Here is a 12,796-nt window from a genome sequence, read left to right as displayed (position 1 = left end):
TTCCAGCGGGCAACCCCGCAAGGCCGGTGAGGCGCCGGTTGCGCGCTTGCTCCGCTTCGTCTCGCTGCTGGACCCGCACCATTCCGCCGTGCGCCGAAACTCGCGGCCGCCGGGTCACTGCCCGTCCGCAGATCACGGCGGTGGGCTCAGGGGGTGGCGATGGTTGCCGATCGGGAGTAGTGCGGCTGACGGAGGGCCGATCGTAGGAACCGACCGGCCGGGAAACGACTGGGGTGCTTCTGACACGTCCCAAGGAGAATCGATATGAACACCTATGCCGGCACCGTTCCGGTGGCGCCTGCGGCCCGGGGGCGGCGATCCTTGGCTGACCTCAGCGTCAACGTCAAGATTCTGACGGCGGTGGGACTCGCTGCGCTGGTCGCGTTGCTGATCGGGTTGCTGGGTCTCTCGGCGCTGGGTGACGCCAGCGGGTCCGCACAGCTGATCTACCGCAGCAACGTGGCCAGCATCAGGGCCATCGGCGTGGTGGACGGAGCGATGACCCAGGTGCGATCCGACGCGGCGAATCAAGCTCTGTCGCTGGATGCCGCTGCCACGGCCCGCTTCACCGAAGCGGTCACCGCCGGCCTGCAGGAGGTCGAGGCGGGCCTGACCGCCTACCGGCAGAGCAACCCGGCCGGTGACCCCGCCATGATCGACGACCTGGCGACGAAGTGGCAGGCCTATGCCGACCTCCTCGAAAGCAAGCAGCTACCGGCCGGTAACAGAAACGACCTGGCCGCGTGGGCGAAGACCCGCGACACCCAGGTCCTGCCGCTCATCGGTGTGGTCAACAAGAACCTCGCCGACTTGACCGCGGCCGAGGACGCCGACGCGGCCCGTAACGCCGAGGCGGCGCAGTCGGCCTACGATGCCAGCCGGATCCAGTCGATCGTGCTGCTCGTGGTGGGGGTGACGCTGGCTTTGGGCCTGGGCGTGTTCGTCGCCCGGTCCATCGTGCGGTCGCTGCACAAGGTGAAGGCCGTGTGTGACGCGCTGGCCGGTAACGATCTGACCCGCAGCACCGGGCTGACCTCTCGGGACGAGCCCGGTCAGATGGGCCGCGCCCTGGACGCCGCGGTCGCCGTGCTGCGCCAGGCGGTGACCACCATCGGAGGTTCGGCGGTGACGCTGGCCAGCGCCTCGGAGGAGCTGTCCGCGGTCAGCACCCAGCTGCAGGTCGGCGCTGCGGACGCGGCGCAGCGGGCTACCACGGCGACGTCAGCGAGCGAAGAGGTCAACGCCGGAGTGCAGTCGATCGCCGCCGGCGCGGAGCAGATGAGCGCTTCGATCACCGAGATCGCGTCGAATGCCGGCCGGGCGGCCGAGGTGTCGCAGACCGGGATGGCGGTCGCCGAGCGCACCACCAGTCAGGTCGCCGCGCTCGGCGCGGCCAGCGTGGAGATCGGCGACGTCGTCCGGTTGATCACCAGCATCGCGGAGCAGACCAACCTGCTGGCGTTGAACGCGACCATCGAGGCCGCCCGCGCGGGGGAGTTGGGCAAGGGATTCGCGGTGGTCGCCGGGGAGGTCAAGGATCTGGCGCAGCAGACCGCGAAGGCCACCGAGGAGATCACCGTCCGGATCGCCAACATCCAGACCTCCAGCGCGAGCGCGGCCACCGCGATCGGGGAGATCACCGCCGTGATCGGGCAGATCGGTGACTACACCACCACCATCGCCTCCGCGGTGGAGGAACAGACCGCGACCACCGGAGAGATGAGCCGGTCGGTGGCCGAAGCCGCGTCCAGCAGCGCGGATGTGGCCCGCACCGTGTCCGGGGTGGCCGAGGTCGCCAACGCCACCGCCGACGGCGCCAAAGCCACCCAGCAGGCCGCCGGCGACCTGACCCGCCTGGCCAGCGACCTGACCAGCCTGGTCGGCAGCTTCCGCCACTGACCGGCTCCGTGTTGCGCACCCGGCGCTACGGCTCACCTGGAGCAGGCCGCGCGGCCTGCTCGGCACCCGAGGAGGCATCCATGCCGACCACACCAGACGACAGCGCCGGAGCGTACGGGCTGCACCGTCCCACCATGGCCGACGCACGCGAGGCGATGCACCGGGTGCACGGCCACACCGGCCGCTCCGCCTGGGAACGACTCCTGCAAGCCGCCGGGCTGTCCGGCACCGAAACCGGCGACGACGCCCTGCACCGGCTGGTCACCGCGATGGCCGGCCTCGACCCGGTCAGCCGGCTCTGCGCCCAGGCCCTGCGGATCCGCCTGTCGTCGCACACCCACCTGTCCGCCGCGCACACCATGACCAGGAGCCCCACATGAACACCATCACCCCCACCGGCCTGTTCGACCGGCTCGGCAAGCCCGCCCGCATTCAGCAGATCGCCCGATACGACTTGTTCGACCCCACCCTGCAAGCCCGGCTGGACGCGGTCGCGGCCCGCACCGCCGACCTGCTGCACGCACCGATCTCCATGATCTCGATGGTGCTCGACACCTCGCAGTTCATCATCGGCCAGCACGGCCTGACCGGCTGGATCAGCGAGGTCCAGGGAACCCCGGCGGAATGGGCGCTGTGCACCCAGACCGTGCTCGCCGGCCGGCCGTACTGCATCACCGACGGCACCGCCGACCCCGTGTACGCGGCGAACCCGCTGCTGGCCATGTCACCGATTCGCAGCTACGCCGGCGTACCCCTGAGCGACGACAGCGGCCAGATCCTAGGCGCCCACTGCGTCATCGACGTCACGCCCCGCACCTTCACCGAGCACGACATCACCGTCCTCACCAACGGCGCCGCCGAAACCATGCACATCCTGGCCGAACACCGCACCACACCGGACCCGGTCATCGAACCGGGCGAAAACCGTTGATCAGAACTCCAGAAGCCGCCATACCCGACGCCCTGACAGAAGGCTGCCGGTACGCCCTGCGCTATCCCACCGCGGGCGGTGTACCGGCCACGCCCCGCTCCCGGACCAGGATCAGCCGTCCTGGGAACCGATCAGCCATGCGCCGGGAGTGAGGCCAGCGCCGTGATCACGAAGTCAACGAGGGTCGCGGCAACCACGGCACCCAGCAGCGCTGCAAGCAAGGACGACCATGCATCCACCACCAACGGCCACTGCCCACCACAACCGTCAAGACGTCGTCAACCAGCTGCTCGCTGCCGCCCTCCACGCCCGAGCCACCCGCCAGAAGGTGCTGCGCGCCGCGGCACGGAGCCCGGCCGGTCAGCCCCAGGCCGCCGCCGACCTCGCCGACGCCGCCACTGCCCTGACCCGCATTCACGACGCTCTACTACGCGCAGCCGACACCGGCGAGATGGAAACCCGGCCCGGGTAGAGGCCGAGACGCAGCAAGGATCGTGGACGGAAGCAGGATGTCGTCACCGGCGGTGACCTACTGGTAGGCGAGAACGTGGTCACGCAGGTCTGGCTCTGCTCGTCGTTCCTGCTCGGCAACCGCATGGAACCGCTGAGCGCCGAGGCGACGGCGGGCTCACGGCCCAGCTCGGCCGTTCCCGGGGCTCGTACGCGGGCCGGTTCAGGTGTCTGTGGCGAGTGCGCGAAGCTCGGCGGTGACGTCCGCGCCGGAGGGGGCGTGCTCCGGGTCGACCAGCCACTGCATCATCAGGCCGGTCAGCAGGGCGAGCGGCACGGAGCCCCCGAGGCCTTGCCGCCCTTCGTGCTGGCCCTTGGCGAGGTACTCACGGACCTCGGGGGATCGCTCGGCTTGGACCGCGGCTTCCAGTTGGGCCACCCACAACGGCCGGTGTGTGGTGAAGGTGTCGATGAGTGCCTGCCACCTCTGCTCCGGGGTGTCGGCCCGGGCCTGCAGCGCGAGTTGCTCGGACAGGTCCTCCACCGCCTCGACCAGGGCCTGCGTCAGCAGGGCGTCCTTGGATCCGAAGTGGTAGCCGATGGCGGCGTGGTTGACGCCGGCCGCTGCGGCGATGTCCCGGACGGTGGTGCGTGCCCAGCCGCGTTCGATCAGGCACTGCTTGGCGCCCCGGAGCAGGTCCTCACGATTTCCCATGGACCGAGCATAACAAAGTTCATCCACGCGGTTAATCCACTTGGATTGACCAGGTGGATGAACGTCGCTACGGTTCCTCTCATGACGAAGCCGAACGTTCTCATCTCCGGCGCGAGCGTCGCCGGTCCCGCCCTCGCCTACTTCCTGCACCACGCGGGGTACGACGTGACCGTCGTCGAGCGGGCGCCGGCCCTCCGCGACACCGGGTACGCGGTGGACTTCCGCGGCCCGGCACTCGACGTCCTCAAGGAGTTGGGCATCCTCACCGAGCTGCGCGAGCACGACACCAGGATGGGCGGAACGACCATCGTCGACGAGGCGGGCAACGAGGTCGTGCAGCTGCCTGCCGAGGCGTTCGGCGGCGAGCTGGACGTGCCCAAGCGTGACCTGACCCGCATCCTCCACCGGCTGACGGCCGATGACGTGGAGTACCTGTTCGACGACTCGATCACCGCGTTGACCGACCACGGGCCGGGCGTCACCGTCGAGTTCGAACACCACCCGGCCCGCGAGTTCGACCTGGTGATCGGGGCGGACGGCGTGCACTCCAACGTTCGGAGGCTGGCCTTCGGACCGGACGGGGACGCCCTGCGGCACCTCGGGATGTCCGGAGCCGGCTTCAGCACCGCCAATCACCTCGGCCTGGACCGCCGTGGACTGATGATGCCCGGGAAGGCGAGCATCCTGCTGTTCAGCACCGGCCCCACGGAGCCGCTCACCGTCAGCCTCTCCTTCGCCACCGCCTCACCGGCACTGGACCGGCTGACGCGTACGGAACAGGAGCAGGCGCTGCGGGACGCGTTCGCCGGATACGGCTGGGAGGCGCCCCGGCTACTCACGGCGATGAGCGAGGCCGACGACTTCTACTTCGCCTCCAGCTGCCAGGTCCACCTCGACCACTGGCACCGTGGCCGGGTGGCCCTGATCGGTGACGCGGGCTACTGCGCCGCGCCGACCAGCGGGATGGGCACCTCACAGGCACTGGTCGGCGCGTGGACCCTCGCCCGGGAGTTGTCCGCTGCCGGCGGCCGCCACGAGATCGCCTACACCGCGTACGAGGAGCGGCTGCGGCCTTACGTCCTCGAGAACCAGGCGGCGGGCCGTCAGGCGGCGGCGAGCTTCAGCGGCGGCGAAGCCCCGCCCGCCATCTCGTGAATCGGCAGCTCGCGCCCCAGAGCGGATCCGCCCCGCCGACAGTTGAGTGTTCGTGGACCACCGGCATCCCGCAGTCCTTCCCGCCGGTGACCCGTGGAGTGCGACCAGTGACCACTCCGGTTCCCGTTCCCGAGCGGCTCAGGAGATCCACCACATGACCCGTGTGCCCGCGGTCACCGCCCTCGCCTTCACAGCGTTCCTCAGTGGCTGTGCCCAAGCCGGCAGCCGGCCGACTGCGGCCCCCGCAGCTGAGACCCTTGCGGACAGCGACGGAGGTCGGCTGCTCACGGAGATCGTCCACAAGCTGAACGGCACCCCGAAGCAGCGGGTCGCCGGCCAGCAGCGGCAGTATTACGCCTGGCAGACCGCCTTGGGCGCGTGCATGACCGCCAAGGGCGCGACCTTCGAGATCCCGCCGCCGTCGGAGTACGTAGCCGGCGAGACCGTCTCCGTCAGCAACATGCTGGGCTGGTCCATGCGCTACGACGATTTCAAGATCGCCGAACGCAGGCAGGCCGCCGCCAAGGCCGGCACCGGAGACAACCCCGCGCTGCTGAAGTTGACCGGCAGCGCCGCCGAGAGGTGGCTGAGCATCCAGTACGGGTGTGAGCCGGCCACCAGGGCGACCGAGGACCTGGCCGTGCCCGCCGGGGCTGCCGCCGTCAAGGAAAAGCTGGCCGGGGAACTCCATGCCCTCCAGAAAGGCCAGGTCCCGGACCTGCTCAACGAGTACCGAACCTGCATGAGCGGCAAGGGCATCGCGGTCGAGGAAGGACTGCCGGACGTCATGATGTCGGCCGAACAGAAGTACCCGATCCCGTCCGGGAACACCGACCTCACCCAGGTCGAGGGCTGGGCGGAGGCGGTCGGCTTCGAGAAGGCAGCGGCTGCCGCCGACTGGGAGTGCCGAGGCGCGAAGGCGGCCCGGCTGATCGAGAGCAACGTGGACAGGCTGACCGTCTGGGCGGCGGCGCACAAGGACGAACTGGACGCTGTCGCGGCGGAGTGGGCCGCCATGCCCGGTGAACGCGACAAGGCGAAGGCCGCCGCGACCAAGCTGGCCAGGCACCAGTAGAACACCGGTATGCCCGGAAACAGACCGCTGGATGTCGCTCGGCTCGTACCGCGCGACGGGCGTGGCCGAGACTTGCGACTCGGCCACGCCCGCTGATGCAGCAAGACTGATCAGTGCGTGCGCGGGTCGACGTCGCTGCTGCGGCTGCCGGCCTTGGCCAGGCCGCGGCTGATCATGTAACCGATGGTCAGCAGCGTGATGTACCACCACGCCTTGTCGGCAGCGAAGTAGTCGGCACCGTTGTTCGCGTCCCCGTCACCGACGGTGTACGAGGCGATCAGTACGCCGATGACCGCGAGCACGTAGACGACCAGTTCAGTGGTCTTGAAGGAGGGCTTGGTCTCCTCGCCCCGGAACCGGGCGCCCTTGACGGTGACGCTCTCGTTGTGAGCGTGAGTGCTGGTAGCCATGATTGTCTCCTGGGGATCGTGTTCAAGCCGTCTGGCAACGGCGCAACCAGCGACTACCCCGGCTACGAGGCGACAACCAGCCATCACACAGCCTGTGTCCAGACCGTTATCAGGAACGTGGTCCACGCCACCTTGGGCTAGCGGCGTTCCTGACGAGCGCTACCGCGCCTGGCCGGCCCGGAGCGCGCCATCCCGCTCACGGGACTCGCGGCATGGGAGTGAGTCTCGCTGCGGACGCCTGAGGCAAGCGTCAGCCGGCCGGGCTGCCGTGAGCGGGCGCCTACCCGGGCGACTGGACATGATCGAATAGGGTCGCCGGATCCACCATGTGATCCGCGACAAGGACCGGAACCCGAATGACTCAGGCGACTTCCCACCAGATCAACCAGCACGTCGGCGACCCTTCGTCCCCTCGCCTGGTGAGTCCCGCCGGCCGGCTGGCGGCACAGATCGTCGACGGCGTGCTGATCGCCGTGACCGCCGGCATCGGCTGGCTGGTGTGGGCCTCATGGCTGTTCGATCGTGGGCAGACCCCGGCCCGCCAGATCCTGGGACACGTGGTCGCCGACGCCCGCACCTCCCGGCCGGTGGGCTGGCGTCGGATGGCGTACCGGGAGCTGTTCTTGAAATTCGTCTGCGCCTACACCTTCGGCGTGGTGACCCTCGGCGTCTTCACGCTGATCGACGCCGTCATGGTCTTCGGGGACCGGCGCCGGACGTTGCACGACCGGATGGCCGACACCGTCGTCGTGCATCGATAGGTGATGCGGCGCACCGGTGGCGAGATGCCGGCGGCTCGTTGGCCGCGGTGGAGGCTCAGTGGGGTCTCGGGACGTCCACGGTCGACCCCGTCGAGCGGATGATCTTGAGGGCCTCGGGCGTGTAGAGGTGGGCCCCGAGGAGGATGAGCACGTCGTGAATCTCGACGCCGTTCTTCAGCGACGCCTGAACACTCCCCACGAGTCCGCTGCGGCCCACGCCCTCGCCGAGCACGGCCTTGTACGGTCTGTCCTGGCCGACCGTGGGGTCGGCGGTGGCGGCCAGCCAGTAGTCGACGGTCTTCGCCTGGATGCCCCACACCGTCTGGTCCTCGCGGAGCCGCGCGGCGGAGGCGGCGCGGTCGACGGGGTCGCGGAAGAACCTGATCGACGCGCTGCGCTCGCCCGGTTGGACGCTGAGCGTCCGCGTGGTGATCGTCTCGGTGCCGTGCGGTCCGACGATCTCGACGGTCATCTCCGGCTTGGACGGGTCGCCGATGATCGGCCCGGACGTGTCGTCGGCGGCGAGCCCGACGTCCGTCGGCAGGAGCGTCCCGTCGCGCACGTCGAACCGTGCGAAGCGGTGCTCTTCGATCTGCGCGATCCCGGCGTCGTCCAGCCGGGAGTATTCGCCGGGTCCCAAGGTCGGCCCCTTCTTCTCGGGTGTGGGGGTGCATGCTGCCAGGAGTACGACGGTGAGCAGGGCACCGGCGATGCGGCCGGCCCTCATCGCCGGTACTCCCAGTCGGTGAGGAGACGCTCGGCGATCTCGTCGGCGCGTTCCGTCAACCGCTGCTCGCCGATGCGGTCACCGAAGTCCGACGCGATGAGGTCACGAGCGCCCTGCAGGTCGGTGGCCAGCAGGTGCTGGTACGCCGGAAGCGTGTCGGTCACGACGAGCTTCCAGCGGTCGTCGGCGACCGAGATGTTGCCGTCGGGCAGCGGCGTCACCAACTCGCCGAGGCTCGTGTGGCTGACCGGCAGTTCGAGGTTGTCCACGACGAGGGGGAACTGCTGGGGGAAGGTGTGCGCACCCGGGATCGAAGGGGCGCCGACGAGGGTCGCCGCGTAGGTGAACACCTCACCCGTGACCGGACGACCGCGCATCGAGTCGTAGTCGTCGCGGATGATGTCCCACTGCTCCCGGCGCAGCAGCTCCTTGTTGCCGGCGGCCACGAGCGACGGGTCGTCGCGGGCGACGCCGTCGGCGATGTCGTGCCAGGCCTGAGCGGTCTGGTCGTCGAAGACACCCGCGCGCTGCAGACGATCGATCTCCGCCGTCCCGCCCACCAGGTAGGCCTCGTGCATCGACGCCTGATCGAGGAAGATCTCCTTCTGCATCGACAGGAACGTCGACTCGTAGAAATGCAGCTCCCCGTCACTGAGTTTCGCCAGACCGTCGATGGCCTTGCGCAGGTCGTCATCGGTCCCCGTGAACGGGATGTCCGGCAGGTCGCCGCCGGCCTCCTGCACACGGCGGGCGATGTCACGAATCATCCCCAGATCGTAGAAGCCGCCGGCGAACGAGGGTCCGATCATGTTCGCCATCCCCGCCCACTGCAGCTCGGGGTGGTTCAGGAACAGCCCGCCGTAGTACGTGTAGACCTGCTCGATGATCGCCGCGTTCGCCGCGGTTCCCTTCGACGGGTCCCAGGCGTCGATGTCGATGCCCGCCCCCTCGAGCGCTTCACGCTCCCAGAACTGGTCAAGGAAACCTCTGTAGCGGGGGTCCTTGGGCGGCAGCAGGCCGGCGTCGACCGCGCCGTCGAGCAGCCGCTTGGCCGCGTCCGGGTGCCCGGCCGTCCACGCCGCGAACGCCGGGTCGTTCAGCAGCGCGCCGAGCTGCGCCGGAGTCATGCCGGTCAGGGTCTTCGGCGGCGCGTAGTCGGTGCCCGCCGTCACGTCCTTACCGGTCGAGCGCAGCTCGTCGAGCGCCCCGTCGATGGCGAACGAGGCACGGTGGTCGACTTCCCCCAGCTGGCGCAGGGCATCGCCGACGAGGTCGGCGTGATGCGCCAGGCGAGCCCGGCGCTCGGCGTCGAGGCGGGCCACCTCCGTGGGCGGCAGCTGCTGGCGGGCCGTCGCGGACAGGGCCGACCCGGTGTCGGTGACCTGCCACTCGTCCGACACCGAGAACCCCTCGCCGACGGCGTCGTCCACCCGCGCCAGGACATGGTCGCGTACGGAGCGCAGCTCCTTGGCACCGGAGCGCAGGACGGAGATCGCCGTGTCCGTCGCCGCCACGATCCGGCGGCCCATCCGGTTCTCGATGATCGCCCGGGCGTGCGCCGCGTCGGATGCGGCGCCGCCCCAGGTCCCGGTCGCCTCGTCGGCCGCGCGCAGTGCCTGCTCCAGCTCGCCCTCGAAGGCGTCCAGGGCCGTGACCAGCCCGTCGGCGACGTCGTTGAGCACCTCCGGGCGCCACGCGCGCACCCCGGAAACGGTGTAGGTCATCGTGGCGTCCTCCACGGTCCGTGGAAGGCCGCGGGCGGGATGAGGCGCTGCATACCCTCGACCACCCGGCCCTCGGACGCGGTGTACTGGCCGTCGGTCCCCCGGACGAGGGCGGCGAGGTCCTCGTGCCGCCGCGCGACCGTCCCGAAGGCGTCCCGGGCCCGGTCCGGGGCCGGGTCGGCGGCTTTGCCGGCCAGCGAACCGGGCAGCGCACCGGCGACCGCGGTCAGCCGCGGGCGGATCGCCGTGATGCCGTCGGCCGCGGCGTCGTACGAGCGCGCCAAAGCACGCAACAGCTCCTGATCGACCTCGAACCCTGCCATGCAGCCCCCCGCGTCCGTCAGCGGGAACGATCAAAGCATTTCCGGCGCCACCCGCGATACCCCGCGATCCGGATCAGGAACGGTGGAGTAGGTGCAACGACGGAGGATGGCATGGAGGGCGCTCCCGGGACGACTTCGGAAACGCCGTACGAGAGTCGGCAGGGGCAAGCAGATACGGGCTGCGGCAGCCATCGCATGCCGCAGCCCGTACCCGTGCTCAGGCGGTGATCAGGACTTGAAAGCGTCCTTGATCTTCTCGCCGGCCTGCTTGATGTTCGAACCGGCCTGGTCGGCCTTGCCCTCGGTCTCCAGGCGCTCGTCGTCGGTGGCCTTGCCGACACCTTCCTTGACCTTGCCGCCGACCTCTTCGGCCTTGTTGTCGACCTTGTCGTCGAACGCCATCGGGCACCTCCACGTCGTCGATGTACACCAGCAGTACCCGTTCCAACGTGTCGCAACCGCCCGTTCAGCCGATGGTGCGGCGGCCGTCCTCGTCGGGCAGGTCGGCCTCGATGCGCTCCTTGCGAACCTCACCACCGACGGTCTGCTGCTCGGTGACGGTCTCCTTACCGAGCCTGACCCGCTCCACCGGGACGGTCTCGGTGTCGACCACCGGCCGCTCGGCGTGCAGGGTCACCTCGTGCTCCGACTCGGTCAGGTCCGGGCCGGCGTAGGCGGCGTCCCGGTTGGCGCCGGTGATCGGCTCACGTTCGAGCCGGACCTCTTCCCGCTCGACCGGCACCGTCACCTGCTGCTGCTCGGTCACCACGTACTTGCGCAGCCGGGCCCGGCCGGTCTGCTCGCGTTCGGTGCCGACGTCGAGGCGCTGCTCCGACCGGGTCATCGCGTCGCCGGTCGCCTCCGCGGACTCCCGGCTGCCCGCCGACGTCGTGTCCGCGCCGGTGTAGGAGGTGTGCGCGGTGGCGGCGCCGGTCTGGTACGCCTGGTAGGTGTCGTCCCAGTTGATGTCGTAGTGCCGGTAGAGCCGGTCGACCTCGTCCTGGGCCAGCGGCTCGTCGTGGTCGGCGTCGACGTTCGGGGCGTCCTTGACCGTCGCCTTGTCGAACGGCACCACCAGCTGGTCACCACGCAGGTCCGTGTTCTGCAGCGGGAACAGCGACTCCTTCAGGCCGAACAGTCCGGTCCGGACGCTCGCCCACGCGGGCCGGCCGGCGCCGTCGGTCCACACCGCGCCGACGGTGCCGATCTTGTCGCCGTCGTTGTCGATGACGTCGAGCCCGTACAGCGAATTGATCTTGTCCTGGGTGATCACGGGGATCTCTCTTCCTCTGGGGGATTCAACGGCTACGCCTATTCGCTACCCCCCGATCACGGCTCCATTCACGCCGGCTGTCACCACATCGAGTGGCCGACCTCGCGTTTGACCTGGTCACCGTGACGCCCCAGGAGGAATCCGGCCATTACCTTCAAAGTCTTCCCATCGGCGAGGTACGCGGCCCGCCGGTGCACGCGTTTCGCCTGCCCGATGCGGTGCCGGCCGATGGCCGGTGTGCTCGAGACGGCCCACACCGGACCTCGGGTGCTATCCGCGGTGCATGACGTCGTGCGGGAAGTGCAGGCGTATCGATGTACGGCCGGCGTGGGAGTCGATGAGGACGACATCGGCGAGTTGCCGGGCGAGCCAGAGTCCGCGGCCTCCGGGCAGGGCGCCGGTGGTGTCGGGGCGGTGGTATCCGGCGGTGGCCGGGATCGGGATGCCGGCAGTGTCGTCGCATTGGACGACGAGGGTGTCGTCGTGGCGCCACGCGCGTACGCGGACCGGGGTGGCGGCATGGCACAGGGCGTTGCTGGCGATCTCCACGGCGGTCACGACGAGGTCGTCGGCGCTCTCCTCGGCGAAGCCGTTGTCGCCGGCCCAGGCGTTCAGCAGTGCCCGCAACCGGCTGAGCTGGGCCACCTCGGACAGGATCTGGTCGTGGCTGACGGCTCGCGGTACCGGCGGCAGGGTCACGTGGCTGCGCAGCGTCAGGTACTGATCAGGCTGTCGGTAGTGCGGACTCGGCTGCGGGCCCGCCGGGGTCAGCAGGCGAGGATGGGTGGCCTGGACGCCCTCGATCACGGCGGCCGAGTGATGGCGGGTGTCCCACAAGCAGGTCACCGGGAACCGGTAGGGCGCGTACGTGTCGTTGCAGACCGCTTCGTACGCCAGGTACGCCTCGGCACGGCCGGGCGGCGGGTCAGCGTCGCTCTTGTCCGCGAGGTCCGGCTCGGCGATCACATGGACCCGGCGGCCGGCTTCGGCCTGCTCCGCCAGGTAGCGGCGGAAGCTTTCGTAAGCGAACCCCAGTCGCCGGTAGAACGCGGCGACGTCATCCCACCGCAGGACACCGGCGAGATCGTCGACGTGGCCGGCAAGCAGTGCCCGGGTGTGCTTGCCGACCACCATCAGAACCTCGTCGTAGGTGCTCGCCGAACGCCGCAGGGCGGGCACCAGAGCGTCGATCACCTCGTCGTCCGTGCCGGCGATCAGCGCGGTGTGCACGAAGCCGGAACCGGCCTCGTGACCGCGACGGTTCACGATCATGACATGACCATCACAGGTGAGGGGGCCTTTGCACCAGTCGCCATGATCGCCGAGTTTCTGTACCGGAAGCAGCGGGCACCC

15 protein-coding genes are annotated in these 12,796 nt (G+C 69.7%); 7 read left to right on the top strand and 8 right to left on the bottom strand.

Features of this window, described 5'->3' with window-relative positions:
- Positions 1–264 precede the first annotated feature (264 nt).
- The 4 genes from Aut01nite_RS27325 (at position 265) to Aut01nite_RS27310 (ending at position 3,302) form a co-directional block, all read left to right on the top strand.
- A complete protein-coding gene (locus Aut01nite_RS27325) occupies positions 265–1,899 on the top strand; it encodes a methyl-accepting chemotaxis protein (RefSeq protein ID WP_043523632.1) in 1,635 nt (544 codons plus the stop codon).
- An 80-nt stretch (positions 1,900–1,979) separates the two neighbouring features.
- Positions 1,980–2,279, top strand: coding sequence for a hypothetical protein (locus tag Aut01nite_RS27320; protein WP_043523633.1), 300 nt, complete (start codon positions 1,980–1,982; stop codon positions 2,277–2,279).
- Positions 2,276–2,830 carry a GAF domain-containing protein gene (locus tag Aut01nite_RS27315; protein ID WP_043523634.1) on the top strand — a complete coding sequence of 185 codons (555 nt, stop codon included), beginning with the start codon at positions 2,276–2,278 and terminating at the stop codon, positions 2,828–2,830. The genes Aut01nite_RS27320 and Aut01nite_RS27315 overlap by 4 nt, the downstream gene beginning before the upstream one ends.
- A 229-nt stretch (positions 2,831–3,059) precedes the next feature.
- Positions 3,060–3,302 carry a hypothetical protein gene (locus tag Aut01nite_RS27310; RefSeq protein WP_152628568.1) on the top strand — a complete coding sequence of 81 codons (243 nt, stop codon included), beginning with the start codon at positions 3,060–3,062 and terminating at the stop codon, positions 3,300–3,302.
- Positions 3,303–3,503: 201 nt separating this feature from the next.
- Here Aut01nite_RS27310 and Aut01nite_RS27305 read toward each other — a convergent pair whose 3' ends face one another.
- Positions 3,504–3,995: a TetR/AcrR family transcriptional regulator gene (locus Aut01nite_RS27305; RefSeq protein ID WP_043523635.1), complete on the bottom strand. Its 492-nt coding sequence runs from the start codon at positions 3,993–3,995 to the stop codon at positions 3,504–3,506.
- Between the two features lie 81 nt (positions 3,996–4,076).
- Between Aut01nite_RS27305 and Aut01nite_RS27300 the strand changes: the two genes are divergently transcribed.
- A complete protein-coding gene (locus Aut01nite_RS27300) occupies positions 4,077–5,150 on the top strand; it encodes an FAD-dependent monooxygenase (RefSeq protein ID WP_043523636.1) in 1,074 nt (357 codons plus the stop codon).
- A 154-nt stretch (positions 5,151–5,304) separates the two neighbouring features.
- The gene (locus Aut01nite_RS27295; RefSeq protein ID WP_043523637.1) at positions 5,305–6,225 is read left to right on the top strand and encodes a hypothetical protein; all 921 of its coding nucleotides are present in this window, start codon (positions 5,305–5,307) and stop codon (positions 6,223–6,225) included.
- 110 nt (positions 6,226–6,335) lie between these two features.
- Here the strand turns inward: Aut01nite_RS27295 and Aut01nite_RS27290 are convergent, their stop codons facing one another.
- Entirely contained in the window at positions 6,336–6,635 is a 300-nt protein-coding gene (locus tag Aut01nite_RS27290) for a hypothetical protein (protein ID WP_043523638.1), read from the bottom strand.
- A 356-nt stretch (positions 6,636–6,991) separates the two neighbouring features.
- Here Aut01nite_RS27290 and Aut01nite_RS27285 point away from each other — a divergent pair, with 356 nt between their 5' ends.
- The gene (locus Aut01nite_RS27285; protein ID WP_043523639.1) at positions 6,992–7,396 is read left to right on the top strand and encodes an RDD family protein; all 405 of its coding nucleotides are present in this window, start codon (positions 6,992–6,994) and stop codon (positions 7,394–7,396) included.
- A gap of 55 nt (positions 7,397–7,451) precedes the next feature.
- On the opposite strand, the gene Aut01nite_RS27280 is transcribed toward Aut01nite_RS27285, so the two are convergent.
- The 6 genes from Aut01nite_RS27280 to Aut01nite_RS27255 form a co-directional block, all read right to left on the bottom strand.
- Positions 7,452–8,123 (bottom strand): hypothetical protein, encoded by a 672-nt coding sequence (locus Aut01nite_RS27280; protein WP_043523640.1) that lies wholly within the window; start codon positions 8,121–8,123, stop codon positions 7,452–7,454.
- Entirely contained in the window at positions 8,120–9,847 is a 1,728-nt protein-coding gene (locus Aut01nite_RS27275; protein WP_152628569.1) for a WXG100 family type VII secretion target, read from the bottom strand. Before Aut01nite_RS27275 ends, Aut01nite_RS27280 begins: the two co-directional genes overlap by 4 nt.
- Positions 9,844–10,170 (bottom strand): hypothetical protein, encoded by a 327-nt coding sequence (locus Aut01nite_RS27270; RefSeq protein WP_043523641.1) that lies wholly within the window; start codon positions 10,168–10,170, stop codon positions 9,844–9,846. The genes Aut01nite_RS27275 and Aut01nite_RS27270 overlap by 4 nt, the downstream gene beginning before the upstream one ends.
- Before the next feature lie 228 nt (positions 10,171–10,398).
- Positions 10,399–10,572 carry a CsbD family protein gene (locus tag Aut01nite_RS27265; protein WP_043523642.1) on the bottom strand — a complete coding sequence of 58 codons (174 nt, stop codon included), beginning with the start codon at positions 10,570–10,572 and terminating at the stop codon, positions 10,399–10,401.
- Between the two features lie 64 nt (positions 10,573–10,636).
- Positions 10,637–11,443 (bottom strand): PRC and DUF2382 domain-containing protein, encoded by an 807-nt coding sequence (locus Aut01nite_RS27260; protein ID WP_043523643.1) that lies wholly within the window; start codon positions 11,441–11,443, stop codon positions 10,637–10,639.
- A 270-nt stretch (positions 11,444–11,713) separates the two neighbouring features.
- Positions 11,714–12,715: an MEDS domain-containing protein gene (locus Aut01nite_RS27255; protein WP_043523644.1), complete on the bottom strand. Its 1,002-nt coding sequence runs from the start codon at positions 12,713–12,715 to the stop codon at positions 11,714–11,716.
- Between the last annotated feature and the right edge of the window lie 81 nt (positions 12,716–12,796).

This window comes from Actinoplanes utahensis, assembly GCF_016862455.1.
In the GTDB taxonomy this organism is placed as follows: domain Bacteria; phylum Actinomycetota; class Actinomycetes; order Mycobacteriales; family Micromonosporaceae; genus Actinoplanes; species Actinoplanes utahensis.
The sequence above is the reverse complement of the archived record's forward strand: the minus strand, read 5'-3'. Positions and strand labels throughout refer to the sequence as shown.

Excerpts from the sequence above, each read along its gene's own strand:
- Aut01nite_RS27325 (WP_043523632.1), top strand. The coding sequence starts at position 265 with ATGAACACCTATGCCGGCACCGTTCCGGTGGCGCCTGCGGCCCGGGGG.
- Aut01nite_RS27320 (WP_043523633.1), top strand. The coding sequence starts at position 1,980 with ATGCCGACCACACCAGACGACAGCGCCGGAGCGTACGGGCTGCACCGT.
- Aut01nite_RS27315 (WP_043523634.1), top strand. The coding sequence starts at position 2,276 with ATGAACACCATCACCCCCACCGGCCTGTTCGACCGGCTCGGCAAGCCC.
- Aut01nite_RS27310 (WP_152628568.1), top strand. The coding sequence starts at position 3,060 with ATGCATCCACCACCAACGGCCACTGCCCACCACAACCGTCAAGACGTC.
- Aut01nite_RS27305 (WP_043523635.1), bottom strand. The coding sequence starts at position 3,995 with ATGGGAAATCGTGAGGACCTGCTCCGGGGCGCCAAGCAGTGCCTGATC.
- Aut01nite_RS27300 (WP_043523636.1), top strand. The coding sequence starts at position 4,077 with ATGACGAAGCCGAACGTTCTCATCTCCGGCGCGAGCGTCGCCGGTCCC.
- Aut01nite_RS27295 (WP_043523637.1), top strand. The coding sequence starts at position 5,305 with ATGACCCGTGTGCCCGCGGTCACCGCCCTCGCCTTCACAGCGTTCCTC.
- Aut01nite_RS27290 (WP_043523638.1), bottom strand. The coding sequence starts at position 6,635 with ATGGCTACCAGCACTCACGCTCACAACGAGAGCGTCACCGTCAAGGGC.
- Aut01nite_RS27285 (WP_043523639.1), top strand. The coding sequence starts at position 6,992 with ATGACTCAGGCGACTTCCCACCAGATCAACCAGCACGTCGGCGACCCT.
- Aut01nite_RS27280 (WP_043523640.1), bottom strand. The coding sequence starts at position 8,123 with ATGAGGGCCGGCCGCATCGCCGGTGCCCTGCTCACCGTCGTACTCCTG.
- Aut01nite_RS27275 (WP_152628569.1), bottom strand. The coding sequence starts at position 9,847 with ATGACCTACACCGTTTCCGGGGTGCGCGCGTGGCGCCCGGAGGTGCTC.
- Aut01nite_RS27270 (WP_043523641.1), bottom strand. The coding sequence starts at position 10,170 with ATGGCAGGGTTCGAGGTCGATCAGGAGCTGTTGCGTGCTTTGGCGCGC.
- Aut01nite_RS27265 (WP_043523642.1), bottom strand. The coding sequence starts at position 10,572 with ATGGCGTTCGACGACAAGGTCGACAACAAGGCCGAAGAGGTCGGCGGC.
- Aut01nite_RS27255 (WP_043523644.1), bottom strand. The coding sequence starts at position 12,715 with ATGATCGTGAACCGTCGCGGTCACGAGGCCGGTTCCGGCTTCGTGCAC.